The organism is Geodermatophilus sp. URMC 65 (assembly GCF_053502545.1).
In genome coordinates, this window is sequence record NZ_CP199954.1 from 2,184,942 (window position 1) to 2,210,246 (window position 25,305).

Annotated in this window: 19 protein-coding genes and 2 tRNA genes; 12 read left to right on the forward strand and 9 right to left on the reverse strand. The window is 75.3% G+C overall.

Annotation, left to right across the window (positions count from 1 at the left end; translation table 11 throughout):
- Positions 1–225: 225 nt before the first annotated feature.
- The 4 genes from ACWIX7_RS10680 to ACWIX7_RS10695 all read left to right on the forward strand — a co-directional run bounded on the left by ACWIX7_RS10680 (position 226) and on the right by ACWIX7_RS10695 (position 6,249).
- Positions 226–1,548, forward strand: coding sequence for an alpha-hydroxy-acid oxidizing protein (locus ACWIX7_RS10680; RefSeq protein WP_448621514.1), 1,323 nt, complete (start codon positions 226–228; stop codon positions 1,546–1,548).
- Positions 1,549–1,793: 245 nt separating this feature from the next.
- Positions 1,794–2,489 (forward strand): hypothetical protein, encoded by a 696-nt coding sequence (locus tag ACWIX7_RS10685; RefSeq protein ID WP_448621515.1) that lies wholly within the window; start codon positions 1,794–1,796, stop codon positions 2,487–2,489.
- A gap of 54 nt (positions 2,490–2,543) precedes the next feature.
- Complete coding sequence (locus ACWIX7_RS10690; protein WP_448621516.1) at positions 2,544–3,101, forward strand: DUF6529 family protein; 558 nt, start codon at positions 2,544–2,546, stop codon at positions 3,099–3,101.
- Between the two features lie 40 nt (positions 3,102–3,141).
- On the forward strand, positions 3,142–6,249 hold the full coding sequence (locus ACWIX7_RS10695) for an FAD-dependent oxidoreductase (RefSeq protein WP_448621517.1): 3,108 nt from the start codon (positions 3,142–3,144) through the stop codon (positions 6,247–6,249).
- Positions 6,250–6,303: 54 nt separating this feature from the next.
- Here ACWIX7_RS10695 and ACWIX7_RS10700 read toward each other — a convergent pair whose 3' ends face one another.
- Positions 6,304–7,455, reverse strand: a complete 1,152-nt coding sequence (locus ACWIX7_RS10700) for an FHA domain-containing protein (RefSeq protein WP_448621518.1) — start codon at positions 7,453–7,455, stop codon at positions 6,304–6,306.
- 336 nt (positions 7,456–7,791) lie between these two features.
- Between ACWIX7_RS10700 and ACWIX7_RS10705 the strand changes: the two genes are divergently transcribed.
- A complete protein-coding gene (locus ACWIX7_RS10705) occupies positions 7,792–9,168 on the forward strand; it encodes a serine/threonine-protein kinase (protein ID WP_448621519.1) in 1,377 nt (458 codons plus the stop codon).
- A gap of 454 nt (positions 9,169–9,622) precedes the next feature.
- Here ACWIX7_RS10705 and ACWIX7_RS10710 read toward each other — a convergent pair.
- From ACWIX7_RS10710 to ACWIX7_RS10720, 3 genes are all read right to left on the reverse strand, one after another.
- Positions 9,623–9,695, reverse strand: a tRNA-Arg gene (locus ACWIX7_RS10710).
- A 20-nt stretch (positions 9,696–9,715) separates the two neighbouring features.
- Positions 9,716–9,804: transfer RNA gene (locus ACWIX7_RS10715), tRNA-Ser, on the reverse strand.
- 93 nt (positions 9,805–9,897) lie between these two features.
- Positions 9,898–11,103 carry an MFS transporter gene (locus ACWIX7_RS10720; protein ID WP_448621520.1) on the reverse strand — a complete coding sequence of 402 codons (1,206 nt, stop codon included), beginning with the start codon at positions 11,101–11,103 and terminating at the stop codon, positions 9,898–9,900.
- A 149-nt stretch (positions 11,104–11,252) separates the two neighbouring features.
- On the opposite strand from ACWIX7_RS10720, the gene ACWIX7_RS10725 reads away from it, so the two are divergent.
- Complete coding sequence (locus ACWIX7_RS10725) at positions 11,253–11,786, forward strand: CGNR zinc finger domain-containing protein (RefSeq protein WP_448621521.1); 534 nt, start codon at positions 11,253–11,255, stop codon at positions 11,784–11,786.
- Between the two features lie 3 nt (positions 11,787–11,789).
- Here ACWIX7_RS10725 and ACWIX7_RS10730 read toward each other — a convergent pair whose 3' ends face one another.
- The gene (locus ACWIX7_RS10730; RefSeq protein ID WP_448621522.1) at positions 11,790–12,881 is read right to left on the reverse strand and encodes a lipid II:glycine glycyltransferase FemX; all 1,092 of its coding nucleotides are present in this window, start codon (positions 12,879–12,881) and stop codon (positions 11,790–11,792) included.
- 210 nt (positions 12,882–13,091) lie between these two features.
- Here ACWIX7_RS10730 and ACWIX7_RS10735 point away from each other — a divergent pair, with 210 nt between their 5' ends.
- From ACWIX7_RS10735 to ACWIX7_RS10745, 3 genes are all read left to right on the forward strand, one after another.
- A complete protein-coding gene (locus tag ACWIX7_RS10735) occupies positions 13,092–14,528 on the forward strand; it encodes a phosphatase PAP2 family protein (protein ID WP_448621523.1) in 1,437 nt (478 codons plus the stop codon).
- Between the two features lie 104 nt (positions 14,529–14,632).
- On the forward strand, positions 14,633–15,181 hold the full coding sequence (locus tag ACWIX7_RS10740) for a DoxX family protein (RefSeq protein WP_448621524.1): 549 nt from the start codon (positions 14,633–14,635) through the stop codon (positions 15,179–15,181).
- On the forward strand, positions 15,178–16,230 hold the full coding sequence (locus ACWIX7_RS10745; RefSeq protein ID WP_448622145.1) for a PHP domain-containing protein: 1,053 nt from the start codon (positions 15,178–15,180) through the stop codon (positions 16,228–16,230). The genes ACWIX7_RS10740 and ACWIX7_RS10745 overlap by 4 nt, the downstream gene beginning before the upstream one ends.
- Here the strand turns inward: ACWIX7_RS10745 and galE are convergent.
- Positions 16,227–17,210, reverse strand: coding sequence for a UDP-glucose 4-epimerase GalE (galE, locus tag ACWIX7_RS10750; RefSeq protein WP_448621525.1), 984 nt, complete (start codon positions 17,208–17,210; stop codon positions 16,227–16,229). The genes ACWIX7_RS10745 and galE overlap by 4 nt on opposite strands.
- Positions 17,211–17,465: 255 nt before the next feature.
- Here galE and ACWIX7_RS10755 point away from each other — a divergent pair, with 255 nt between their 5' ends.
- Positions 17,466–18,605, forward strand: coding sequence for a glycosyltransferase family 2 protein (locus ACWIX7_RS10755; RefSeq protein WP_448621526.1), 1,140 nt, complete (start codon positions 17,466–17,468; stop codon positions 18,603–18,605).
- A 1-nt stretch (position 18,606) separates the two neighbouring features.
- Positions 18,607–19,701, forward strand: coding sequence for a phosphotransferase (locus ACWIX7_RS10760; protein ID WP_448621527.1), 1,095 nt, complete (start codon positions 18,607–18,609; stop codon positions 19,699–19,701).
- 9 nt (positions 19,702–19,710) lie between these two features.
- Here ACWIX7_RS10760 and ACWIX7_RS10765 read toward each other — a convergent pair whose 3' ends face one another.
- The 3 genes from ACWIX7_RS10765 to ACWIX7_RS10775 form a co-directional block, all read right to left on the reverse strand.
- A complete protein-coding gene (locus ACWIX7_RS10765; RefSeq protein WP_448621528.1) occupies positions 19,711–21,015 on the reverse strand; it encodes a glycosyltransferase family 2 protein in 1,305 nt (434 codons plus the stop codon).
- Complete coding sequence (locus ACWIX7_RS10770) at positions 21,012–21,854, reverse strand: polysaccharide deacetylase family protein (RefSeq protein WP_448621529.1); 843 nt, start codon at positions 21,852–21,854, stop codon at positions 21,012–21,014. Before ACWIX7_RS10770 ends, ACWIX7_RS10765 begins: the two co-directional genes overlap by 4 nt.
- 127 nt (positions 21,855–21,981) lie before the next feature.
- Positions 21,982–22,812 (reverse strand): glycoside hydrolase family 16 protein, encoded by an 831-nt coding sequence (locus tag ACWIX7_RS10775; protein WP_448621530.1) that lies wholly within the window; start codon positions 22,810–22,812, stop codon positions 21,982–21,984.
- A 346-nt stretch (positions 22,813–23,158) separates the two neighbouring features.
- Between ACWIX7_RS10775 and ACWIX7_RS10780 the strand changes: the two genes are divergently transcribed.
- On the forward strand, positions 23,159–25,276 hold the full coding sequence (locus tag ACWIX7_RS10780; RefSeq protein WP_448621531.1) for a hypothetical protein: 2,118 nt from the start codon (positions 23,159–23,161) through the stop codon (positions 25,274–25,276).
- Positions 25,277–25,305 lie beyond the last annotated feature (29 nt).

The window sequence follows — 25,305 nt, forward strand, 5'->3', positions numbered from 1 at the left end:
CGCCCCGGTGCCGACCATGATGCCGGGCGGGACCGGCCGCGGACCCCGGGTCACCGACGGGTCGCGCGTGTCGCTACGGCGTGTCCGCAGAAAGTGCGACCGGGACCGCGCGACGGGACGTGCCCGGGCTCGCGAGGTCACGCAGGGACGCAGCACGCAGCGGCACGTGGTGGACGAGCACCGGCGAGGACAGCACGTGACGTACCGCTCACTACGGTGTCCGCCGTGGACTCAGCAGCGGGCACCGGTCGCCGCCGACAGGACGAGGTCTACCGGGCGGGGGTGTACGGCCACCGGCCGCGGGTGCCCACCGCGGCCCGGGCGCTGCAGCGCCGCGCGCGCGAGCGGCTGGGCGCCCGCGCCTACTCCTACGTCGCGGGCGGCGCCGGGGACGAGGGGACGCAGCGGGCCAACCGCGCGGCGTTCGACCGGTGGGCCGTCGTCCCCCGGGTGCTGCGGGACGTGAGCGTGCGCGACACCTCGGTGGAGCTGTTCGGGCGGCGGCTGCCCGCGCCCCTGCTGCTCGGCCCGGTCGGCGCGCTCGAGCTGGTGCACCCCGCGGCCGACCTCGCCGTGGCCCGCGCCGCGGCGTCCCTCGGCGTGCCGATGGTCTTCTCCAACCAGGCCTCGGTGTCGATGGAGGAGTGCGCTGCCGTCATGGATTCCGGCCCCCACCCAGCCCCGCGGTGGTCCCAGCTGTACTGGTCGACGTCCGACGAGCTCGTCGAGAGCCTCGTCGGCCGGACCGAGGCCGCCGGCTGCGACGCGCTGGTGGTCACCCTCGACACCACGATGCTCGGCTGGCGCCCGCGCGACCTGGACCTGGGCCACCTGCCGTTCGCGCTGGGCAAGGGCATCGCGCAGTACACCTCCGACCCGGTGTTCCGCCGGCTGGTCGAGGAGCGGGCGGGCGCCGCTCCCGCTCCGGCACGGGCGGGGGCCGCCGCGAGCCGGGACCGGCAGCCGCGGCCGACGCTGTCCGCCGTCCGGGCCCTGGTCGGCATGGCGCGGGCCTGGCCCGGGCCGCTGCTGGACAACCTGCGCTCTCCGCTGCCGCGGGCCGCCGTCGAGACGTTCCTCGCCATCTACTCCCGGCCCTCGATCACCTGGGCCGACCTCGCCTGGCTGCGGGCGCGCACCCGCCTGCCGATCGTGCTCAAGGGCGTGCTGCACCCCGACGACGCCCGCCGGGCGCTCGACGAGGGCGTGGACGGCCTGGTGGTCAGCACCCACGGCGGCCGGCAGGTGGACCGCTCCATCTCCGCGCTCGACGCCCTGCCCGACGTGGTGGCCGCGGTGGCCGACCGGGCGCCGGTGCTGCTCGACAGCGGGGTGCGCAGCGGCGCCGACGTCCTCGTCGCGGTGGCGCTCGGCGCGCGGGCGGTGCTGCTCGGCCGGCCGTTCGCCTGGGGGCTGGCCCTCGCCGGCGAGGAGGGCGTGCGGCAGGTGGTGTCCGACGTGCTCGGCGAGTTCGACCTGACGCTGGGCCTGAGCGGTCACACGTCGGTCGACCAGCTCTCCCCGGAGGTGCTGCGCCGGGTCGGGTGAAGGACCCCCGTCCCCGGCCCCCCCTTCAGGGGCCCGCTGCGAGCCTGCGAGCTGTGGGGGGCAGGGGGGTCCATCTGCTGACGAGGGCCGTTCCAGTACGTCGCCAGCACCCGTCAGGGACTGAAGGCCCTTCGCGCTCCCCGCGGGTCGTGGGACGGTTCGGCAGGTCGCGCCTCGCGTCGGTCACCCGGTCAGGCCGACGGACGGCCATCGACGTCCGAGCGGGACAGGACGGTGACGTGGCGATGAGCGCTCGAGGTCCGTTGCTCACCCTGGCTTCCGTCGTGGTGCTGGCCGGCGTTCTCCTGTGGGTGAACGAGCTGGTCGGGGCGCCGACGGCGGCGACGAGCTCGTCGAGCTACAGCGCCCCGGACTACAGCGCACCGACGTCGGCCGCGCCGCCGCCGTCCCCGTCGCCGGCCGAGGCCGCACCGTCCCCGACCGCCGAGCCGGCGGCTGCGCAGGCCGTGTACGCCGGCCGGACCGGCGGGCGCGAGGCGACGGTGGCGGTCGCCGTCAACGGTGACCGGGCGGCGGCGTACCTGTGCGACGGGAGCAGCGTCGAGTCCTGGCTGCAGGGTTCGGTGACCGGCGACCAGGTCGTGCTGACCGGACGCGACACCGCCGCGCTCATCGGGACGGTCTCCGGTGCGACCCTGTCCGGCACCGTCGTGACGAGCACCGGGCAGGCGTGGCTGTTCTCCGCGGACGAGGCCCGTCCTCCGGCCGGGATCTACGAGGCCCGGACGACGATCGACGGCCTGGCGACCCGGATCGGCTGGGTGGTGCTCCCGGACGGCACGCAGGTCGGGATCCAGAACGTCGACGGGGACCGGAGCCCGGCGCCGGCACTGGACCTGGAGAACACCACCGTCACGCTCGGAGGGGCCGACCACGAGGTCACCCCCATCGACGGGGTGGACACCGTGGTCGGCCAGTGAGGTGGGCCCGGCCCCCGCAGCTGACACCCCCGTGCGCGAGGAGCAGCCGTCGTCATGACCGCCACCACCGAACTGGCCCGTGCGACCCGTGACCGGTACCGGCTGCCACTGCTCACCTTCGTCCTGGTCGGCTCGGCCGTGGCCGTGGCGCTCGGGGTGTACGGCCGGGAACACGAGCCGGCGGGGTACGCCCTCAACGTCGTCGGGTTCTCCGGGCCGCTGTACGTGAAGACGTGGCTCACCACGCTCGCGGCCGTCCTCGCCGTGGTCCAGCTGCTGACGGCCGGTCGCATGTACGACGCCGCGGCGAGCGGCCGGGCCCACGCGGTCCACCGCTGGTCGGGACGGATCGCGGTCCTGGCCACCGTGCCGGTGGCCGTCCACTGCCTCTACGCCCTGGGCTTCCAGGGGGGCTCCCCCCGGGTCCTGGTGCACTCCCTGCTGGGCTGCTTCCTCTACGGCGCCTTCGTGGTCAAGATGCTCGTCCTCAGCCGCCGCGACCGGCCTCGTTGGGTCGTGCCCGTTGCCGGGGGCGCGCTGTTCACCGGCGTGGTCGGGCTGTGGCTCACCTCCTCGCTGTGGGTGTTCACCACCACGGGACTGCACTTCTGAAGGACCCGGGTCACGCTCGGGTCGGGTGGGAAGGAACCAGATGGCCGGCTTCCCCGTCATCGAGATCAGGGAACGCGGGCAGGAGCCCCGGCGCGTGGTGCTGACCCGCGCGCTCGAGGTGGGCCGGGAGTCCGGGGGTCTGGACCTGTCCGACCAGAGCGTGTCCCGCCGCCACCTGAGGTTGGTGCCGAGCCCGGTCGCCCTGTCGCTCGTCGACCTCGACAGCCGCAACGGGACGTTCGTCAACGGGACGCGCGTCGACGGCCGCGTGGTCCTCGAGCCGGGGGACGTCGTCCGCCTGGGATCCACCGAGATCCTGGTGATCGGCGCGCGCGAGCGCGCCCCGGTCCCCGCGGCCATGGCGACCGTGCTCGCCGGCGGGGGGGACGCCGTCCCACCGCCACCCGCCGCCCCGACCGCTCCCTCGCGGCTGGCGGTGGCGTGGGACCGGGCGCTGGGCAGGACGCCGCGCACGGGCGAGGCGCTGTTCCCCGTCTACACCGAGATGCGCACGCGGGTCCCGCTCGGCGTGTGGCGCGCGGTCCGGGTCGTCAGCGTCCTCGCCTACGTCGCGGTGGTCGTCGCGCTGGTCGTCAGGCCGGCGGGTGGGCTGTTCGTCTTCTTCGGCGTGATCGTCCCGCTGCTGCCGATCCTGTTCTTCGTGGCGCCGGGGCTGTGGCGCAACATCTGCCCGCTGGCCGCTGCCAACCAGGCGCCCCGCGTCCTCGGGTTCACCCGCGGGTTCACGGTCCCGGAGTGGTGGCAACGACGGGCCTTCATCGTGGCGATGGTGCTGTTCTTCGGCATCGCCGGTGCCCGTCTGGCGGTCTTCAACGGCAGCGGGCCGGCCACCGGCGTGCTCCTCTCGGTGGTCATCTCCGCAGCCTTCCTCGGCGGCTTCCTGTTCAAGGGCAAGAGCGGCTGGTGCAGCCAGATCTGCCCGCTCCTGCCTTTGCAGCGCGTCTACGGCCAGACGCCGTACGTCCGGGTCCCCAACAGCCACTGCCGGCCCTGCGTCGCCTGCACGAAGAACTGCTACGACTTCCAGCCGATCAGCGCCTACCAGGCCGACCTGCACGAGGACGACCCGGCGTGGACCGCGCCGCGGAAGCTGTTCGTCGCGGCGCTGCCCGGGTTCGTGCTGGGCTTCTTCTCCACCCTCGCCGCGGCCGGCGACCGGCCGTGGACCGCCACCTACGGGGAACTGGCCCTCTACTTCCTCGGCAGCGTCGGGCTGTTCTACGCGGCGGAGGCGCTCCTGCCGCTCCGGACGGCGGTCACGATCGCGGTGTGGGCCGCGGCGGCCATCAACCTCTTCTACTGGTTCGCCGGCGTCGTCCTGGCGGACTCGTTCGCCACGATCACCGGCATCCAGGCCCCCTGGTTGCGCTGGCCGATCCAGGCCCTGGTGCTGGTCCTGTCCGTCCTGTGGGTCGCCCGCACCGCGGTGGTGGCGCGCCAGTACGACGAGGAGGCCGCCGCCGACCAGCGTGCCCAGCTCCCCGTCATCCCCGTCAGCCGGCCGTCGCCGGAGGCTGCTCGGGACGACGCGCACCCGGACGGCGGCGAGGTGCGGTTCGCCGAGGGCGACGGCCCGGTGAGCGCTGAGGTCGGGACGAGCCTGCTCGAGGTCGCCGAGCGTGCGGGCCTGCCGCTGGAGGCGGGCTGCCGGATGGGGGTGTGCGGCGCCGACCCGGTCGCGGTCCTCGACGGCACGTCCTGCCTGTCGGCGCCCGAGGAGGAGGAGCTCGACACGCTGCGCCGGCTCGGGTATGCGAAGAACACGCGGATGGCCTGCTCCGCGCGGATCGAGGGCGGACCGGTCACGGTCTCCCTGACCCCCCAGCCCGGGACACCCGATGACGGTGCCCTGCCACGGGAGTTCGACCGGTCGATCGTCAGCGTGGTCGTCCTCGGCAACGGCATCGCGGGAGTCACCGCCGCCGACTTCGTCCGGCGCGGACACCCCGAGTGCGAGATCCACATCGTCGGCCAGGAGCCGCACGTGCTCTACAACCGGATGGGGATCTCGCGGCTGGTCCACGGCCGGTCGGCGATGCAGGGACTCTTCCTGCTGCCCGAGCAGTGGTACGACGAGCACCAGATCACCGCGTGGCTCAACACCGTCGCCACCGAGATCGACCTCGACTCCCACCGGGTGTTCCTCGGTACGGGCGAGGTGCTCCCCTACGACCGGCTGATCCTGGCCACGGGCAGCAGCGGCGTCGAGCCCCCGGTCACCGGGTTCGGCCGCCCCGGCAGCTTCGTCCTGCGCTCGGCGTGGGACGCCCAGCAGGTCCGGGCCTACGCCCAGCAGCATGCGTGCCGGGACGCCATGGTCTCCGGCGGCGGCCTGCTGGGGCTGGAGGCCGCACACTCCCTGCTCGAACTGGGACTGCGGGTCACGGTGCTCGAACGGGGCGCGAGGTTGCTGTCCCGCCAGATCGACGCGCGCTGCAGTGAACTGGTCCTCAGGTACCTCCAGGGCATCGGGATGCAGGTCCTCCACGGCGCCGAGGCGGTCGCGCTGGCCGGCGAGGAACGGGTCACCGGGGTCACGCTCCGGGACCGGCGGTCGCTGCGGTGCGACCTGTTCCTGGCCGCGGTCGGGATCCGGCCCAACGTCGACCTGGCGGAGCGTGCGGGCATCCCGGTCGGCAAGGGCGTTCTCGTCGACGACCGGATGCAGACGGGGATCCCCGGCGTGTACGCCGCCGGCGACGTCGCCGAGCACGACGGCAGGGTGCTGGGCCTGTGGCCGATCGCGGCCAAGCAGGGCGAGGTCGCGGCGGTGAACGCCCTGGGCGGGCACGAGGTGCTCACCGCCGAGGTGCCGGCCACCGTCCTCAAGGGGGTCGGGCTGGACCTGTTCTCGATCGGCCGGGTGCAGCCGGAGCCGGAGGACGAGGTGGTCGTCGCCGAGGATGCGTCGCTCCCCTCGTACCGACGGCTGGTCGTCTCGCAGCACCGGGTCGTCGGCGGGATCGTGCTCGGGCACCACCCGGAGGACGTCGTGGCGGTGACCTCGGCGGTCAAGAGGCAGGTGCAGCTCGACGACGCCGTCCTCACCGCTCTGCGGAGCGGGGACTGGCAGGTGCTCAGGGACGTCGGCCGGCGGGGTCGGGTCTCCCAGCCCGTGCGCGCCTGAGAGGAGTCGACGTCCGGCCACGCAGGCAGCTGGGAGGGAGGACGGCGGTCCCGCTCACCCGTGACGAGCGGCTCCGGTGGGCTTGAAGACGAACACCCGCGTGCCGACCCGCAGGCTCCACTCCGGCGGGAGCCGGGTCGGTTCCGTGCCGACGCGGGTCCAGCCCTCCGCTCCGGGGGCCGCGACGTAGGTGCCACTGACCGACGGGGCGTCACGCACGAACACGGAGCCGTCGCCGACCGAGACGTACGCGTGCACCCGGGAGATGAGGTTGTCGGGGTCGCGCAGGACGACCGGAGACGCCGACGCGTCCTGCACGGACGGGTCGTTGTGCGGCTCCCGGCCCAGGACGTAGTCCCGGTCCAGCAGGATGGTGGGTCCGCCCTCGGCGGCCAACGCGCCCACGGGCGGCGCCGCCAGCACGGTCATCCCGACGTCCACCGGCTGCTCCTCGGGCGGTGCGCCGATCCTCGCGGTGTCCGGCCGCCCGGGTTCCTCGGGCTCGGCCCGGGGATCCGACGGTGCCGGGAGGGTGTCCTGGTCGGCGCTGGACGCGGAGGACGGATGGGGCGTCAGCGTCTCGGTCGTGGCGGGCCGGCCCCGCCGGTCCGCCACCGGCTCGGGTCCGGGCTCTGCCGTCGCCGCAGGGCCGACCGGTGCGGTCGGCGCCGCGGCTGCGGCAGAGCCCACCGGTTCGGCCGCTGCCGCCGGGCTCCCGCCGGAGGGGGTGAGGACGAACCCGCGCGCGGGCACCACGCCGGAGCGCAGCTCGGACCGGGGGTGCACACGCACCGGTCCCTCCCCCTCACTGCCGATCGTCACCTGCTCGAAGGGCAGCGGGACGACCTGGTCGACCCAGGTCAGCGCCTGGCGTCCGGAGAGCCGCCTCGTCGTCCCGGAGCCGACGACCTCAGCCCACACCGCGCCGCGCAGGAAGACGACGACGCCGTCCTCGACCGGGGCGACCAGCCCGAACGCGGACTCGTCCACCGGTGTGCGGCCGCCGACCCAGCCGGCCAGCCGCGCGGCGATCGCAGCCCCCGGGCGTCCGGTCTCGGACGCGGCGGCCTCGACCAGGTCCAGGAGCTGTCCGGTCGGGACGTCGTCGGCTGCCGTCTCCGGCGCGACGAGGACCACGGCCTCCCCGAACCGTCCGACCAGACCTGCCCCGGCCTCGACGCCGATCCGGGCCGTTCCGTCGCCCATCTGCGCTCCTCTGCGGCCGGTCGGGCCGGGCCACACCCCGGCCTCGCGCACCCGGATCGGAGAGGCACAGGCTACGACCCAGCGCCCCGGCCGACCAGGACCGCCCGAGACGGTGGTCGGCCCGAGCCCTGCCGGGGTGAGCCGGCACCCACTCCCCGCACGAAGGCGATCGAGGACCGGAGGGCCGGGAGTACGCTCGCCGACGCCGATCGTGAACTCGTTGGCGCTGTTGACCAGAGGGCGACAGTGAGGAGTCGACGTGGCACCTCCGCAGGCCTCGCGCGCACTGGCCCCGGACGCCGGCTCGGACCCCGCGTCCCCACCCCGACCTGACTGATGGCGATCGAGCGGCACCTCATCGCCGATGCGCTCCCGGCGTACGACATCGGGGACGTGATCGGCCAGGGTGGCTTCGGAGTGGTCGTCGCCGGCCGCCACCGCCAGCTCCACCGCCGGGTCGCGATCAAGCAGCTGCCCAGGGCGGTCGCGGCCGACGTGGCGGTACGCCGGCGCTTCACGGCCGAGGCGCGCGTCCTGGCCTCGCTCGACCACCCGCACGTCGTCCCCGTCTACGACTTCGTCGAGCGCGAGGACCTCTGTCTGCTGGTGATGGAGCTGCTGCCCGGCGGCACGTTGCGGGACCGGTTCTCGACCACCGGGTTCACCGCCCCGCACGCCGTCGCGATCGCCCTCGCGTGTGCCGCCGGGCTCAGCGCGGCACACGAGCGCGGGGTGCTGCACCGCGACGTCAAGCCGGAGAACATGCTCTTCGCCACGAGCGGTGCCATCAAGGTCACCGATTTCGGGATCGCCAAGGTGGTCGGCGGCACCGAGACGCTCCTGACCCGCGCCGGAGAGGTGATCGGCACCCCGGCCTACATGGCGCCGGAGCAGGTGCGCGGAGGGGAACTGTCGCCGGCGACCGACGTCTACGCGCTGGCCACGATGCTCTACGAGCTGCTCTCCGGCGTCCTGCCGTTCAGCTCCGACGGCAACGCCATGTCCCTGCTGTTCAAGCACGCGTACGAGAAGCCGACCCCGCTCTCGGAGGTGGCCGCCGGCGTGCCGGCTCCCGTGGCAGCGGTCGTGATGAGCGCGTTGGCCACCGACCCCGAGGAGCGCTCCGCCACCGCGGCGTCGTTCGGGGCCGCGCTCGCCGAGGCGGGCACCCGGGCGTGGGGTCCCGGCTGGCTCTCCGCCGACGGGATGCCGGTGGTGTCGGGCGCTGAGCGGATCATCGCCCCCACCAGGGGCACGAGCGCCCGGCCCGACCGGCCGGTGGCCGGGGACGCCTTCGGCGGCGGTCCTCGGCCACCGGCCGGCAGCGGTCCGGCCCCGCCACGAGGAGCCGCGGATGCACCCGACCGCGACGTGTCGGTGGACGTCGCCGCCGTGACCAGGACGTCCGCGCCGGTGTCGCCGTCCGTCCCCGGTCCCGCGGAGGGGGAGACGCCCCTGGCGGACGGGGACGTCGAGCCGGCCGGGGCCACCGAACGCCGCCGGCCGCGCAGGAGCCCGTGGGCCACTGCGGCCATCGTCCTCGTGGTGGTCCTGCTCCTCGTCGCTGCGATCCTGCTGCTCCCGACGTTGTTCAGGGCCTACGTCGTCCCGGTGGAGGGCATGGTCCTGCCCGTGTCCGGTGCACTGCTGTGGAGCAGAGCACGACGGGGCGGTCGGACGACACGCCGGAGCGGGGTTGACCCTGCCGTGTGAGCGGAGTCACAGTGGAGGCCGGGCGGGGGCAGCCGGCAACGAGTGGCCCCCCACTGCTGGGAGGACCGACCAACGCGGCCAGACCGTCAGGACCGGCCCCCCGCCCCTCATCTCGAGCGACTCCCCGTCAGCCGGTGACGTCGCGGCGCATCCGCTCCGGCGTTCCCGGCCTTCGCGTCCGGCACCGCGCCGGTGGTCGCCTCGGTCCTCGCCGTCCGGAAGCCGTGGGGGCCGACCCGCCGGCCGTGATCGCCGACACCGGCCACGACGGGCCACCTGCGTCCTGCGCGACCGCTCCCGCTGCCCCGCACCGTGGGCAGCGGGAGAGGTCCGCAACCCGGGTCGGGCCGCGGGGTGACGCCCGCCGACGACGGGGACGGCCGGCGCGGTACGCGGGAAGAGAACAGCGGCCCCGTCCCGAGGGACGGAGCCGCTGTGCTGTCTCAACCAGACGTGCACCCGAAGGGATTCGAACCCCTAACCTTCTGATCCGTAGTCAGATGCTCTATCCGTTGAGCTACGGGTGCCTGTGTTCAGTTGTACCGCGCGGAGGCTCCGGGATTTGAACCCGGGATGGGGATTAACCCAAACCGCATTAGCAGTGCGGCGCCATAGACCGGACTAGGCGAAGCCTCCCGGGGTCCGAGTCCCCTCGGAACCACCGAGGAGAGAGACTACCAGCGCCCCGGGAGGCCGTCCGCCGGGGGTCCCCGCCGCCGGCGGAGAGCCTCAGGCGGCGAGGGGCTCGGACACCCGCTCCCCGGCCGGACGACGGCCGGGCACGAGCGTCACCAGCACCGCGAGGGCGGCCCCCGCGACGGCGAGCAGCAGGCTGCCGCTGACCCCGGTCCGGCTCTCGATCAGCGCACCGCCGAGCGCGGCCCCGACCGCCGAGGCGCCGGTGGCCATCGTCGACAGCCAGGTGAAGGCCTCGGTGGTGGCGTGCGCCGGGGCGATCGCGCCCACCAGCGAGTTCTGCACCGTCAGCGTCGGGGCGATCGCCGTCCCGCCGAGGAACAGCAGCGCGCCGAGCACCCACGGGTCGGACGCCGCGGCGAGCGGGGCCAGGCCGATCGTCACGCCGAGCAGCAGCCAGCGGTACTGCCGCGGCAGCGAGACGCTGACCACCCGGGCGCCGAACCACAGCCCGCCGGCCACCGAGCCCAGGGACCACAGGGCTAGCAGGACGCCGGACAGGCCGGGCGACCCGGCGGCGTCGGCGAAGGCGGGGATCGCGACCTCCAGGGCGCCGAAGCCGAGCATCAGCGCCGCGCCGCTGACCAGGACCCGGGGCATGCCGGGCGCGAGGACCGTGGCGAACGGGCTGGCCCGGTGCGCCACCGGCACCGGGACCCAGCCGCGCATCGCACCCGAGGTCGCGATGCCGAGCGCACCGGCCACGGCCAGCGCCCCGGCCACGGCCAGCGCCCACGCCGGCGTGGCCAGCACCGCCAGCGCGGCGACGAGCGTGGGGCCGGCCACGAAGACCAGCTCGGTGGCGGTGGCGTCGAGGGCGTACGCGGTGCCGCGCACCCCTGGGTCGACCCGGGACCACAGCGCGCGCACCGCGCCGGACACCAGCGGCGTCCCGGCGCCGGCGGCGGCCGAGGCGGCGACGATCGCCGCCGTCGGGGCACCCCGGAGGACGACGGCCACGAGCAGGGTCAGCAACAGCGGGTACGTCGCGGCCTGGGCCAGGAGCACCGGGCGCGGGGTGCGGCGGTCGGCCAGCCGGCCGAGCACCGGCGCCATCCCGGCCATCGCCAGGCCGTAGGTGGCCGCCGCGAGACCGGCGACGGCGTAGGAACCGGTCTGCTGCTGCACCATGAGCAGCAGCGCGAGCGGGACCATGGCCGACGGGAGACGGCCGGCGAAACCGGCGACCAGCAGCACCGGAGCGGACGGCAGACGCCAGACGGACAGGTACGAACGCACAGCGGACTCACTTCGGATAGCACGCGGAACGGGAAGAGTAGGGGGTCAAACGCTGTTGACTCCCTACACGCTACGGACGGCGTCGTAGGCGGTCAAGTTCGTTACGCCACCTACGGCGTGTCGACGGCACCTCAGCGGTAGGGGATTCCATGGACTACGACACCTACGGGTCCACAGCGGTCGAGCTGGCCATCGACCTGGCCAACGCCGACCGGGACGCCGGGCCGGACTGGGCCACGGCGTTCCTGCGCGCCCACGACGAGTGGTTCTCGCCCGGCAGCGTCCTCGACCTCTCCCCCGACGAGACCGGCCAGGCGGCCACGACCGCCGACCTCGTCCGCGCCGTCGCCGTCGCCCGGTCGGAGGGCGAGGTGATGGACCGGCTCAACGCGCTGCTCGCGGTCGCCCACCCGAAGCCCTACGCCACCGACCACGACGGCGCGTTGCACCTGCACTACGCGCGCCCCGACGCGCCACTGCTCGAGCAGCTGACGACGACGGTGGCGATGGGCCTGTCCCAGGTCGTCGTCCAGCACGGCTGGCAGCGGATCGGCGTCTGCTCGGCCGAGGGCTGCGACGACGTCTACGTCGACACCTCGCGCAACGCCAGCCGCCGGTACTGCTCCAACACCTGCGCCAGCCGCTCGACGGTCGCCGCCTACCGGGCCCGCCGCAAGACCTGAGACCTAGTCGTCGGACGGCGCTGCCCCGGGACGGAGGCGGCCGGTGACGTCGAGGGCGACCCGCTCGGCCCGGTACCGCAGCGCGGACGCCGGGCCGGTCACGGCGCTCACCGGCAGACGCTCGAACCGGTAGCCGGCGAACTCCCTCGGCGTGGCGCCGAAACGGGTCTTGAACCGCATCAGCGACTCGACCCCGCCGGACTCCCCCATGTCGTAGTACCGGCAGCCGCCGAGGGTCGCGTACTCGATCGCGTGCCGGTGCAGCAGGTCGTTGGCGCGGACCGGTCCGGCCACGCCCCGGTCGCTCGCTGCCCGCCAGGCGAGCGCGACCTCGCCCTGCACCAGCGTGATCATGGCCGCGACCACCACGCCGTCGAGCCGGGCGAGCCACACGGTGAACGCCTTCCCCAGCGACTCGGACAGGGTGAGGAGCCGGGCCAGCGGCTCGTTCGCGCGCCCCCTGCGTCGGGCGACCGGCAGCGGGATGCCGCGCTCCCGGGCCCGGCGTTCGATCCACCCCTCGTAGAGGCGGTAGAACTCCAGGACCGCCGCCTTCCCGTGGCACGGCTCGACCGTCACACCCTCCTTCTCCGCCTTGCGGATCGCCTTGCGCGCCATCTTGGAGAAGCGCGCCCACAGGCGGTCCCAGTCCCGGTCGAGGTCGAGCACGTGGTGCACCTCGGGGAGCTCGTGGGCCCCCGCCGCACGGGCCGCGGCCGCCCACAGCGGCGCCTGCTCGAAGTCCGGACGCACGGTCGTCCGCAGCGTACGGCTGCTCCGCAGGTCGGCGACGACTAGCGCCACGTCCTCGGCGCGCACGGGGGCCACCGAGAGCAGCCCGCCGGCGCCCCAGGTGGACGGCATGGAGAACTCGCTGGTGAGGCCTCGGGGTAGCCGGGTTCGACGGACCAGCGGCAGGACGAGGGGTGCGCCCTCGCGGGTCTCGTAGAGCCGCGAGGCGTCCTCCCACGGCCCGTGCGCGCAGACCGCGTCCAGCCACGCCGGCGTCTGGCTCGGCAGGACCGACCCGCTCGCGTCGACGAGGGCTTCCCACGTCGCGCGCGGTGCCGGCGTCGCTGTGCAGAGCCCTGCCATGTGCCCGTCCCCCCTCGCCACGAGTGGCGCGTCGCGCCCTCCGGACGCCGACAGCTGTACCAAGCAACGGACGCCCGTGGACCGGTGCGCGCCACCCGCTGGAGGAAGGACCCCCTGCCCCCACCGTAGGGGGCCCCGTCCTCCCCCTCTCCGCAGAGAGCCCGCGGCGGGGCCCTGCAGGCGGCAGGGGTGTACGGCTAGCGTCGGTGCATGCGGGGCGCCCGGCACTGGGACGCGCGCCTGCACTCCCTGGTCGGCGGACTGCCGGACACCCCTGCCGACGTCTGGCTGCGCCGGCTCACCACCGCCGCCGACCACGGCCGCCTGTGGATGGCCGTCGGCACCCTGCTGGCCCTCCGCCGCGGGGCGCTGCGCCGCGGCGCGGTCCGCGGGCTGGCCTCGATGGCGGTCTCCAGCGCGGTGGTCAACTCCGCGCTCAAGCCGGTGTTCGGCCGCCGTCGTCCCGACCTCGGGGCGCACCCGGTGCACCGCCTGCTGCACGAGGCGCTGACCACGCACTCCTTCCCCAGCGGGCACTCCTCGTCGGCCGGGGCGTTCGTCACCGGCGTCGCGCTGGAGTGCCCCGCGGCCGGGGCCGTGCTCGCGCCGCTGGCGCTCGCCGTCGGCTACTCGCGGGTGCACGTCGGCGTGCACTACCCGGGGGACGTCGTCGTCGGCCTGGCCGTCGGCGCGGCGGTCGCCGTGGGCGGCCGGCACTGGTGGCCGGTGCGGCCGGCGGCCCCCGCCCGGGTGCGCACGGCACGCTCCGCCCCTGCGCTGCCCGGCGGAGAGGATCTGGTCGTCGCGGTGAACCCGCGGTCGGGCCCCGCGGACTACCACCCGGCCGGGGAGGTCCGCCGGCTGCTGCCGCGTGCCGAGGTCCGCGAGCAGACCGCGGGGACGACGATCGCCGGCCTGCTGGAGGTGGCGGCCCGCTCCGGCCGGGCACGGGCGCTCGGGGTGGCCGGCGGCGACGGCAGCGTCGCGGCGGCCGCGGCCGTGGCGGTCGCCCACGGCCTGCCGCTGGCGGTGCTGCCCGCCGGCACGCTCAACCACTTCGCCCGGGACGTCGGCGTGCGCACCCTCGAGGCCGCGGCCGATGCCGTCGTCTCCGGCCAGGCGGTCGAGGTCGACGTCGCCGAGGTCAACGGGACGCCGTTCCTCAACACCGCCAGCATCGGCAGCTACCCGGAGATGGTCCGCCGTCGCGACGCGCTGGCCGGGCGGCTGGGCCGGTGGACGGCGATGACGGTGGCCGTGGCGCAGACGCTCCGCCGGGGGACGCCGGTGTCGCTGCTGCTCGACGGGCGGCCGGTGTCGGTGTGGGTGCTCTTCGTCGGCAACGGCCGCTACACCCCGCGCGGGCTGGCCCCCGCGTGGCGGCCGCGGCTGGACGACGGGCTGCTCGACGTCCAGTACCTGCGCGCCGACGTCCCCCTCAGCCGCACCCGCGCGGTCCTCGGCTCGCTGCTGGGGGTGAGCTCGCACGTCTCCGGCTACGCCGAGACCCAGGCCCGGCGGGTGCGGGTGGTGTCCCGGTCGGGACCGCAGGTGGTCGCCTACGACGGGGAGACCGCGGCGCCGGCCACCGCGTTCGACTTCGCCAAGCACGGGACGCTGACCGTCTACTGCCACCGCACCGCTTGACCCAGCGGAGTGGCCGCGATCTCACTACGGTCCGGTCAGGGGTGTCCCGGCGACGACCGGGGCACTGAGCCGACCAGAGTCCCCGATCGGAAACGAGGTCACCCATGTTGGTCCGCCGGATCGCCCGGCCGCTGCTCGCGTCGTCGTTCGTCTACGGCGGCATCGACACCCTCCGCAACCCGCAGAGCCGGGTGCCGGGTGCCGCGCCGGTCGTCGACCAGATCGCCACGACGGCCGACCAGCAGCTGCCGGTGCAGGTGCCCCGCGACGTCGAGCAGTACGTGAAGGTCAACGCCGGCGCGCAGGTCGCGGCCGGATCCCTGCTGGCCCTCGGCCGGCTGCCCCGGCTGTCGGCGCTGGTCCTCTCGGCGAGTCTGGTGCCGACGACCCTGGCCGGGCACCGCTTCTGGGAGCACGACGACCCCAAGGAGCGCTTCGGTCAGACCGCGCACTTCCTCAAGAACCTGAGCATGCTCGGCGGTCTGCTGATCGCCGCCGTCGACACCGAGGGCAGGCCGTCGGTCGGCTACCGCGCGCGCCGGGCCGCCTCGAGGGCCGCCGACAGCACCGAGAAGAGCCTGGAGAGGGCGCAGAAGCGCGCCGCCAGGGCCCAGCGGAAGGCCGAGAAGCAGTACAAGAAGGCCTCCCGCTGAGCGACCCGCTCCCGCCCGCGGCCGCGCTCCGGAGGATCGCCTTCCTCCTGGAGCGCGCCCGCGAGCCCACGCACCGCGTCGCGGCCTTCCGCACCGCCGCGGCCGTGGTCGACACGCTCGGGCCCGAGGAGCTCGACCGCCGGATCCGCACGAGGACGCTCACCGACCTGCGCGGCATCGGGCCCAAGACCGGCGCGGCGATCGTGCAGGCGCACGCCGGCGAGGTGCCCGAGTACCTGGCCCGCCTCGAGGAGACCCACGGCGAGCTGGTGCCGCTGGCCGACGACGTCGCGGAGTTCCGCTCGCTGCTGCGTGGTGACCTGCACGTGCACTCGGACTGGTCCGACGGCGGCAGCCCGATCCGCGAGATGGCCGAGGCCGCGATCGGCCTGGGCCACGAGTACGTGGCGCTGACCGACCACTCACCGCGGCTGACCGTCGCCAACGGGCTGTCCCCCGAGCGGCTGGAGCGCCAGCTCGACGTCGTCGCCGCGCTCAACGAGGAGCTCGTCCCCTTCCGGATCCTCACCGGCATCGAGTGCGACATCGACGTCGACGGCAGCCTCGACCAGACCGACGAGCTGCTCGGGCGGCTGGACGTCGTCGTCGCCAGCGTGCACTCCGACCTGCGCGCGGACTCCGCGGTGATGACCGAGCGGATGCTGGCCGCGGTCGCGAACCCGCACACCGACGTCCTCGGGCACTGCACCGGCCGGCTGCTGGTCCCCCGCGAGCAGCGGGAGGGACGACGCCAGCGGCCGCGGCCGGAGAGCACCTTCGACGCCGAGGCGGTGTTCTCCGCCTGCGTCGAGCACGGCACCGCGGTGGAGATCAACTCCCGGCCCGAGCGGCTGGACCCGCCGCTGCGGCTGCTCACCCTCGCCGTCGACGTGGGCTGCGAGTTCGCCGTCGACACCGACGCGCACGCCCCCGGCCAGCTCGACTGGCAGGGCAACGGCTGCGAGCGGGCGGTCGAGTGCGGCGTCCCGCCCGAGCGGGTGGTGAACACCCGCACCGCCGAGGACCTGCTGGCCTGGACCCGGGGCTAGCCGGTCAGCGCCGCCTGCGCGCGCCAACCCGCCCACGCCGAGGCCACCATCTCCTCGATCCCGTGGGTCGCCGTCCAGCCCAGCTGCCGGCGGATCAGCTCGGCCGAGGCCACCACCCGCGCCGGGTCGCCGGCGCGGCGCGGGGCGACCACGGGCTCGGACCACGGCTGGTCCGCGGTGCCGGTGACCCGCCGGATGGTCTCGACCATCTCCCGCACCGAGACCCCCGTGCCGCGGCCGATGTTCGCCGTCAGCGCCTCGATGCGTCCCTCGGTCAGCGCGGCCGCGGCCGCGACGTGCGCCGAGGCGACGTCGGCGACGTGCACGAAGTCGCGGATGCAGGTGCCGTCGGGGGTGTCGTGGTCGTCGCCGAACACCTGCGGCGGCCGCCGGGCGCTCAGCTGCCGGAACACCAGCGGCACGAGGTTGGCCGCGCCGCGGTCGGCCAGCGCCGGGTCGGCGGCGCCGGCGACGTTGAAGTAGCGCAGCGCGGCGTAGCGCAGCCCGGTGGCCGGGGCGACGTCGGCCAGCATCTGCTCGCCGATCAGCTTGGTCCGCCCGTAGGGGTTCACCGGCAGGCACGCGGTGCCCTCGTCGACCAGGTCGACGTCCGGGGCGCCGTAGACGGCAGCGCTGGAGGAGAAGACGAACTGCGTCACGCCCGCGGCCGTGACCGCCTCGAGCAGGGCGCGCAGCCCCTCGACGTTCTCCCGGTAGTACCGCAGCGGCTGCCGGACCGACTCCTCGACCTGCTTCCTCGCCGCGAGGTGCACCACGCCGCGCACCCCGTGCTCGCGCACCGTCCGGGCCACGGTCGCGCCGTCGGCGACGTCGGCCGGCACGAGGGGGACGTCGCCGACGCGATCCGGGACACCCGAGGAGAGGTCGTCGAGCACGACGACGTCCTCCCCCGCGGCGCGCATGGCCGCGACGACGTGCGACCCGATGTAGCCGGCTCCGCCGGTGACCAGCCACGTCACGAGCGGCTCCGGCCGCTCGACCGGCCGTCCGCGATCCGCGGCCCGCTCACGATCACGATCACGATCCCCCGTCCGGCCCCGTGCTCCGGGACGACGACGCCGTCCCGCTCTCGGGGCGGGCCCAGCTTGGGGGGGTCCTCCCCGCAGGTCAACGGCTCGTCCCCTGATGGGTGGCCCCGCGCGCGAGAGCACCGATTCCCGGAACCGGACGTGGTAGTACAGGAAGGCACCACGGGATGCCGACAGCACACCACCGTGCGACGCACCACCGGTCTCGTCGCCGGTGCAGCGGGCGGCCTGACCGACACCACTCGACGGGAGGGCCCCACGGGAGTCATCAACGGACACCGAGCGACGGGCGCAGCGCGCCCCGAGGCCGTCGCCGTCGCCCGGGCCGACCCGCGACCTCGGACGTTCTCCGTGGTCCTGTGCGCCTACACGATGGACCGCTGGGCCGACATCGAGCGGGCGGTCGACAGCCTGCGCCAGCAGAGCCGCCGGCCCGACGAGGTCCTCCTCGTCAGTGACCACAACCCCGACCTGCTGGCCCGCGCCACCGCTGCCTTCCCGGACGTGCGCTGCGTCGCCAACGACGGCGCGCAGGGGCTCTCCGACGCCCGCAACACCGGGATCCGCTGCACCACCGGTGACGTCGTCGCCTTCCTGGACGACGACGCCGCCGCCGCGCCCGACTGGGCCGAGCGGCTGCTGGAGGCCTACACCGACGGGAACGTGATCGGCGTCGGGGGCTGGGTGCGGCCGGCCTGGCGAGCGCCGCGGCCGGCCTGGCTGCCCGAGGAGTTCCTCTGGGTCCTGGGGTGCAGCTACACCGGTCTGCCCCGCTCGCGCGCGTCGGTGCGCAACCCGATCGGCGCGAGCATGAGCTTCCGGCGCACGGTGTTCGACGCGGTGGGCGGGTTCGACACGGGCACCGGCCGGATCGGCCAGGACGCCGCCGGCTGCGAGGAGACCGAGTTCTCCATCCGGGCCACCCAGGTCACCCCGGGCGCACGGATCGTGCTCGAGCCCTCGGCCGTCTGCTGGCACGCGGTGCCGCCGGAGCGGCTGACCCGGCGCTACTTCCGCCGGCGGTGCGCCGCGGAGGGCCGCTCCAAGGCCGTCGTGAGCACGTTGACCGGCGCGGATGCGGCCCTGTCCAGCGAGCAGGCCTACGTCCGCCGGACCCTCCCGGCCGGCGTGCTCCGGGGCCTGCGCGACGCAGCCACCGGGGACCCCACCGGGATCGCCCGCGCCTGGGCCATCGTCGAGGGGACGGCGGTGACCGCGGTCAGCTACCTGCGCGCGCGCCGGCGGCTGCGTCGTCGACCCGACCGGTCCTCGCCGCCCGGCACCGTCGCGGCCCCGGCCGGGCCGGGGTCGGGGACAGGACGCTGAGGTGACCGGAGGTGCCGCGGCGGTCGGGGGCGTCCCCGTCCGCCGGGTGGCCGAGCTGACCGCCATCGCCCGGAACGCCGCCCGGTTGCTGGCCGGCGCCCGGATGACGGACGCGCCGGCCGTCGGGTCCCTGTCCCGCGAGGCGGAGGCGAGCCTGCGCGACGCCGGCTCCGCGCTCCCCTGGCACTGGACCCTCGGGGACCGGCTGACCACCGTCGCCGACGTGGCCGTGGTCGAGGTGCGCGACGGCGGCGAGCTGGCCGCGGTGCTGAAGCTCGCGCGTACGGCGGCGGGGGACGCGAGCTTGGAGGAACAACTCGGGGTCCTGGCGCGCCTGGTCACCGATCCGAGGCTCGGGTCGTGGCGCCGGCTGCTGCCCGAGGTGCTGGCCTCCGGGGTCACCGGCGGGCGCCGGTGGTCCGTCGAGCGGGCCGTCCCCGGGGCCGTGGGGACGGCGCTGCCCGACTCGGTGAGCCCGCCTGCGGCCGCCCGGAACGCCGTCCACGCCGTCGCCGAGCTGCACCGCAGCACGGGCCGGGCCGTGGTCGCGTCCGCGGAGCTGGTCGACGGCCGGCTGGACCCGGTCCTGGCCCTGGTCGACGGAGTCCCGATGCTGCTGGGCTCCGCGCGCCGGCGGGCGCTGGTCGACCGGCTCCGGGAGCGGGTGCGGTCGCGGCTGGTCGGCCGCACCGTGTGGGTCGGCCGGACCCACGGCGACTACTTCCCCGGCAACGTGTTCTTCGGCCGGTCCGCCGACGTCCTCGGGGTCATCGACTGGGGCCAGTCGCGCGAGGACGACCTCGTCCTGGTCGACCCCGGCACGCTCCTGCTGACGGCACGGGCCGCCGCGCAGGGCACCGGTCTGGGTCGCGTGGTCGGCGACCTGTGCCGCGGGGCTCCGCTCACCGACGCCGAGGCCGCCCTGCTGGAGCTGCACCGGGCCGCCTGCCCGGCCGACCCGCTCGGGGCCGACGTCCTGGCGCTGCTGACCTGGCTGCGCCACGTGGAGAACAACCTGCTCAAGTCGCCGCGCTACCGGTCGAACCCGGCGTGGGTCCACGCCACCCTGGAGACGGTGCTCCGGGCGGCCGGCTGAGCCGGCCGGCTATCCCCCGGCCGTCGTCAGCAGCCGGCGCGCCCGGCGCCGACTGCGCCGGTAGGCCACCGGGCCGCAGAGCAGACCCAGGCGCTCCAGCCGGGTGAGCACCGGCGGGAACGTGGCCGACTTGTTCTGGTTCTTCCGGGACCTCGGGCTGAGGACGTGCCGCGCACCGGCCGGCAGCCGGCGGACGACGTCGGCCGCGACCGCGCGGTCCTCGGACAGCCACTTCGCGACCGTGGCCGAGAGGCCGACGCCGTAGCGGAACATCTGCCGCCGCAACGCCTCCATCGAGCGCCGGTGGCGGTGCCACATCAGCGCGGCGGGCTCGTACACGACGGCGTGCCCGGCCGTGACCACCCGCCGGAGGACGTCGATGTCCTCACCACCGTGCGCCGGGGTGCCCGCTCCCAGGTCGACGGCGAACCCGCCCATCGCGCGCAGGACGTCGGCGCGGAAGGCCATGTTGGCCCCGGAGCCGAACTGCCCGGCGTCGTAGGGGTAGAGCGGGGTCTCCCGGCGGTGCGTGGTGAGGTCGAAGACCTGCCGCCGGAAGCCCTTGTGGAACCCCCCGTACTCCTCCAGCCACAGCTGCGCCTGGGTCTCCTGCTCCGCGGGCAGGATGGCTCCGGTCACGCAGGCGGCCTCCGGGACGGCGTCGAAGGCCTCCACCAGGCGCGCGACCCAGTGCTCGTCGACCAGCACGTCGTCGTCGGTGAAGACGACGTAGGCGCCCCGGGCCGCGGCGAGCCCGGCGTTGCGGGCGAAGGAGAGGCCCTGACGGGGCTCGTGCACCCAGCGCACCCGCGGGTCCCCTCCGAACGTCGCGGTGAACGCGGCGTCCAGCGGGCCGCCGTCGGCGTCGTTGTCCACGACGACGACCTCGAGCGGGCTCCACGAGCCGGCCAGCACCCGCCGGGTGGTGGCGATGGTGGAGTCGGTGCTGCGGAAGCTGGCGATCGTCACCGTCACCAGCGGCCGCGGCTCCGGCGGCAGCGCCGGGCGCGCGGACGCACCGGCCGTCGTCAGGTCCTCCGGCGCGGCCGGCGCCGGGAGCCCGCGGGCCTCGGCCACGGCCGCCAGCTCGGTGCGGAGCCGCTCCCACGCCTCCTCGGTCGCGGCCTTGACGACGGCACGGTCGTCGCCCTCGACGTCGACCATCCCGACCGGCTGTCCGAGCCAGCGGACGAGGACGCGGGCCGGCGGGTGCTCGGCCGGCCGGTCGGGGTCCGGGTACTCGACCCGCCCGGTGTCCAGGTCGAGCGCCAGCACGCGCCGGGGCCGGAAGACGGCGTCCTCGGGCACGCTCACCGGTAGTCCGATCCCGGAGCCCGGCGCAGCACCGCGCGTCCCCGCCGGTAGGCCCGCCAGCCCCGCGTGCGCAGGTGCTCGCGCGGCCGGGCGACCGGCACCCCGTCGCCCTCGAGCCACCGGGCGACGTCCCGAGTCGTCGTCGTCCGCGTCACGGTCAGCCGGGCGACCGCGAAGGGGTCCTCGCCCGGCGGGTGCAGCGCGTTGCGCACCGCGGCCGCGGCGCGGTACCCGGCGGCCCGTGCCGCCCGGCGCACCCGCGGGCCGTTGTAGCCGTGCGGATAGGCGAGGAGGTCCACCGGCCGGCCGAGCGCGTCCTCCAGCTGCTCCCGGGGCCGCTCCAGCTCGTCGCGCAGCGCCGCCCCCGTCAGGGTGTCCATCTGCGGGTGGCTGTGGCTGTGCGCGCCCAGCTCGACGCCGGACTCCCGCAGCTCCGCCAGCTGCGACCAGGACAGCATCGGGTCGGTCGGCCCCGGCTCGCGGCTCCTGCCGCCCGCCAGCCACCCGGTGGTCACGAACAGCGTGGAGGGCAGGGACCGCGCGGTGAGGGCCGGCAGCGCGTGCTCGGCGAAGTCGGCGTAGCCGTCGTCGAAGGTGACCACCACGGGCCGGGCCGGGGGCGTGCCCGACCGTTCACCGGCCACCAGCTCACCGAAGGTCACCGGCGTGCGCCCGGCCTCGAGCACGGCGTCCAGCTGCCGCTCGAACTCCGCCGGTGAGACGGTGAACGGGGCGATGTGCGCGCCCGGCGTGGTCGTGACGGCGTGGTACAGCAGCACGGGGACGACGGCGGTCGCCGCGTCGTCCGCGGCTACCGGCCGCTCACTGCGAACGTGCACCAGCGCCTCCCTCGGCGTCGCTCCGAGGGCGCGCCTGTCGATCCGGTCGGTGTGGGGACCCGCGGAACCGTAGCGGCGGACCGGGCGTGGCGGACCGGTTCTGCTCGCGGTCGGTCACGGGGAGGCGTCAGTCGCGGGTCCAGGCCCGCACGTGGTCGACCAGGAGCGTGCGCGGCGTCTGCACGGTCCCCGACGACGTGATGCCGACCATGAGGTACCGCTCGGCGTCCGGCACCTCCCCGTCGTACCCGCCGACCGCCACGCCGTCGTAGTAGAAGGTGACCCCGTCGGGGCGGATGTCGGCCGCGTAGGTGTGCATGCCGGTGGTCGCCCCCTCCACGGTGTGCACCCGCTCGGGTCCGTTCAGGTTGATGGGGTCCTCGCGCGTCCCGTGATGAATGTTGATCTTGTTGCCCTGGTCGGTGCCGTCGCCCTCGACGACGTCGATCTCCATGTCGTCGGGCCAGGTGTGCCCGGTCAGCCAGAAGCTCGGCCACACCTCCTCGTCGGGGTCGCCGGCGGGCAGCTGCATGCGTGCCTCGACGTAGCCGTAGGTGAAGGCGAACCCCTCCGAGGTCTGCGACCAGTCGGTGTTGATCGCCGTCCCGAGGTTGGGGTACGTCGTCCCGTCCCGGAGCGCCAGGCCGTCGGTGTTCGGGGTGAGGTCCATCCGGGCCACGCCGTCGGCGATCGACAGGTTGTCCGTGCTCATCAGGGCCGTTTCCAGGTCGTTGACCGGGAGGGTGAGCTGCCCGTCGCCGAACCAGCCGGTGTGCCAGGTGCCGGAGTCCTGCAGCGTCGCGAGGTCGCCGGAGAAGTCCTCGTCGAGCTCCAGCTGCCAGGAGACCCCCTCCGGGCCGCCCGCGGGGACGGGGTCGGGCACCCCGTCGCCGCCAGGGGTGTCCCCGCTCCGGCTGGTCAGCAGGGCCACCAGCAGCGCGAGGCAGACGAGCAGCACCCCACCGGCGAGGAGGAGGCGTGGCGTGCGGCGCCGCGCACGGGAACTCCCGGCAGCAGGCGGCGTGCTCCCGCCGGACGGTCCCCTGGACTCGGTCGAGCGGGTCGGTGCGGCCGTGAGGACCTCTTCTCTCCGTGCAGGGGGCATCGCCTCCGCGGGGACGGCGGTGGGTCTTTCCTACCACCGGCCGGGGGGACGGCGTAAGGCTCGCCGCCACGAGATGCGCATCGATTTGATCTTCCCAGGTCCGCACCCTGTCCATCCGGCGGTGACCTGTGATCTCATCCGGCCGCATGAGCGACCCCACGTCCCTCCGACCCCGGTGCGGCACCGCACCGGCCCTCCCGTGAGCACCGCGCTGCCCGCCCGGGAGGCCGTGGCAGCACCCGCGCAGCGCACCGTCGCGGTCGACGGCCCCCTCGTGCTGGGGGCCCTGGTCACCAGCGCGGCCGCGCTCGCCGTCCTCGCGGGGACGCCGTCGGCCGACACCGCGGCCGGGGACGCCGTCCGGGCGCTCGTCCTGCTCGCGTTCTGGCTGGTCGCCCCAGGTGCGGTGGTCGTGACCCGGCTGCGCCTGCCGGGCCTCACGAGGATCGCGACGACTCCGCTGGTCGGTCTGGCCCTGCTGACCCTCACGGCCACGGTGGGCACCTGGACGGGTCTGTGGGTGCCGCGGGCCAGCGCCGCGCTCGTGGCCGTCGCGACGCTGGCCGCTGCGGCCGTCTCCCTGTGGCGGGGCCACGTCCGGCTCCCGGTCGGCGCGCTGCCCCGCCCGCGGCCGGCCGCCGGGGTGCTCGTGCTGGCCTTGCTCCTGGGCGTCGGGCTGTGGGTGGCCTCCCTGCCGGCCGTCCGTGCGGCCCGGCCGTCGGTGTACGGGCTCCTGGTGGCCGGGCCGTGGACCCTCCCGGCCGCCTTCCTGGTCGTGGCCGGCGTGCTGCTCGTGGCGCTGCGTGGTCGCCACCCTCACGTCGCGGCGGCGGCCGTGCTCGGCCTCGTGCTGGTGCTGCGGACCACGGCGTCCGCGGGCTCCCCGGTGCCGATCGCGTCCTGGACGTACAAGCACCTGGGCGTGGTGCGGGCGCTGCAGGACACCCACCAGGTGACCGGCGGCACGGACATCTACATGAACTGGCCGGGGATGTTCGCGGCCGGCGCCTGGTTCAGCGACGCCAGCGGGGTCGAGGTCGTGGACCTCGCCCGGTGGACGGCGCCGGTCGTGCACCTCCTCCTCGCCCTGGGGACGGCCGCGCTGGCCCGGGCCCTGGGCGCCCGGGCCGCGGGCTGCACGGCGGCCGCCGGCCTCGTCGTCGTCGTCAACTGGGTGGGCCAGGACTACTTCGCCCCCCAGGCGCTGGCCATGTGCCTGGCGACCGGGGTCGTGGTCCTGCTCGTCGGGTCCTCGGCGAGCCGCGCGTCCGCCGTCCTGGCGCTCGCGCTGTTCCCGGCGATCGTCGTGACCCACCAGCTGACCCCCTTCTGGTTGCTCGCGCTGGCCGTCCTCCTGGTGGCCCTCCGGCGGGCTCCGTGGTGGCTGGCGGCCGGGATGGCCCTCGTGGTCGGGGCCTACCTGCTCACCCGCCTGGACCTCGCCACGGCCTACGGCCTGTTCGACGGCTTCGACCCCCTCGCCAACGCCCAGAGCGGCGCCGGCACGCTGCCCGCCCCGGGACAGCAGGTGGGCGGGGTCTTCGCCAAGGCGGGCTCGCTGCTGCTGTGGGGCTCCACCCTGGCGGTCCTGGCCCGCCGGGCCGGTCGGCTGGGGTGGAGGCGGGGATGGCGCAGCCCCGACGTCCTGGTGCCGGGCGTCGTCGCCTTCTCCCCGTTCCTGCTGCTCGCCGGCCAGAGCTACGGCGGGGAGGCCAACCTGCGGGTCACGCTGTACTCGGCCATCGGCTGCTGCGCGGTGCTCGGCCCGGCGCTCGTCGCGGCGCTGCGGCGCAGCCCGGTGTCCGCCGTGGCCGCCGCGGCGTGGACCGCCCTCGTGCTGGTGGTCACCGCCCAGGCCTCGTTCCAGATGTGGTCGCTGACCCTGATCCGCCCGGAGGACGTCGCCGCGGCGCAGGAGCTCGTGGAGGAGCACCCGGAGGCGTCGGTCGTCCCCCTGATCAACGTCTGGCCCGGACGCACCTCCGTGGACTACGAGCGCTACATCCGGCCGTTCACCAAGCTCGAGCCCGGCCTGGACGAGATCCTGCGCGACGACGGCGCGGTCGACCCCGCCGCGTCCATCCCGCTCGACCCGGCCGACGTCGCACGGGTGGCGCAGGACCTCCCGGGCGAGGCGACGTACGTGGTCGCCACCGGGAGCATGCGCGGCTACGACGCCTACTACGCGACCTACGCCCCCGGCACCTACCAGGCGACCCTCGAGCAGCTCACCCGGAGCACGGAGTGGGAGGTCGTACGGCACTCCGGCGACCTGTGGGTCCTCCGGTACCTCGGCCCCGCCGCGCCCGCCGCATGAGCCGGCACCGCGCCCGGCGTCCCCTGCCG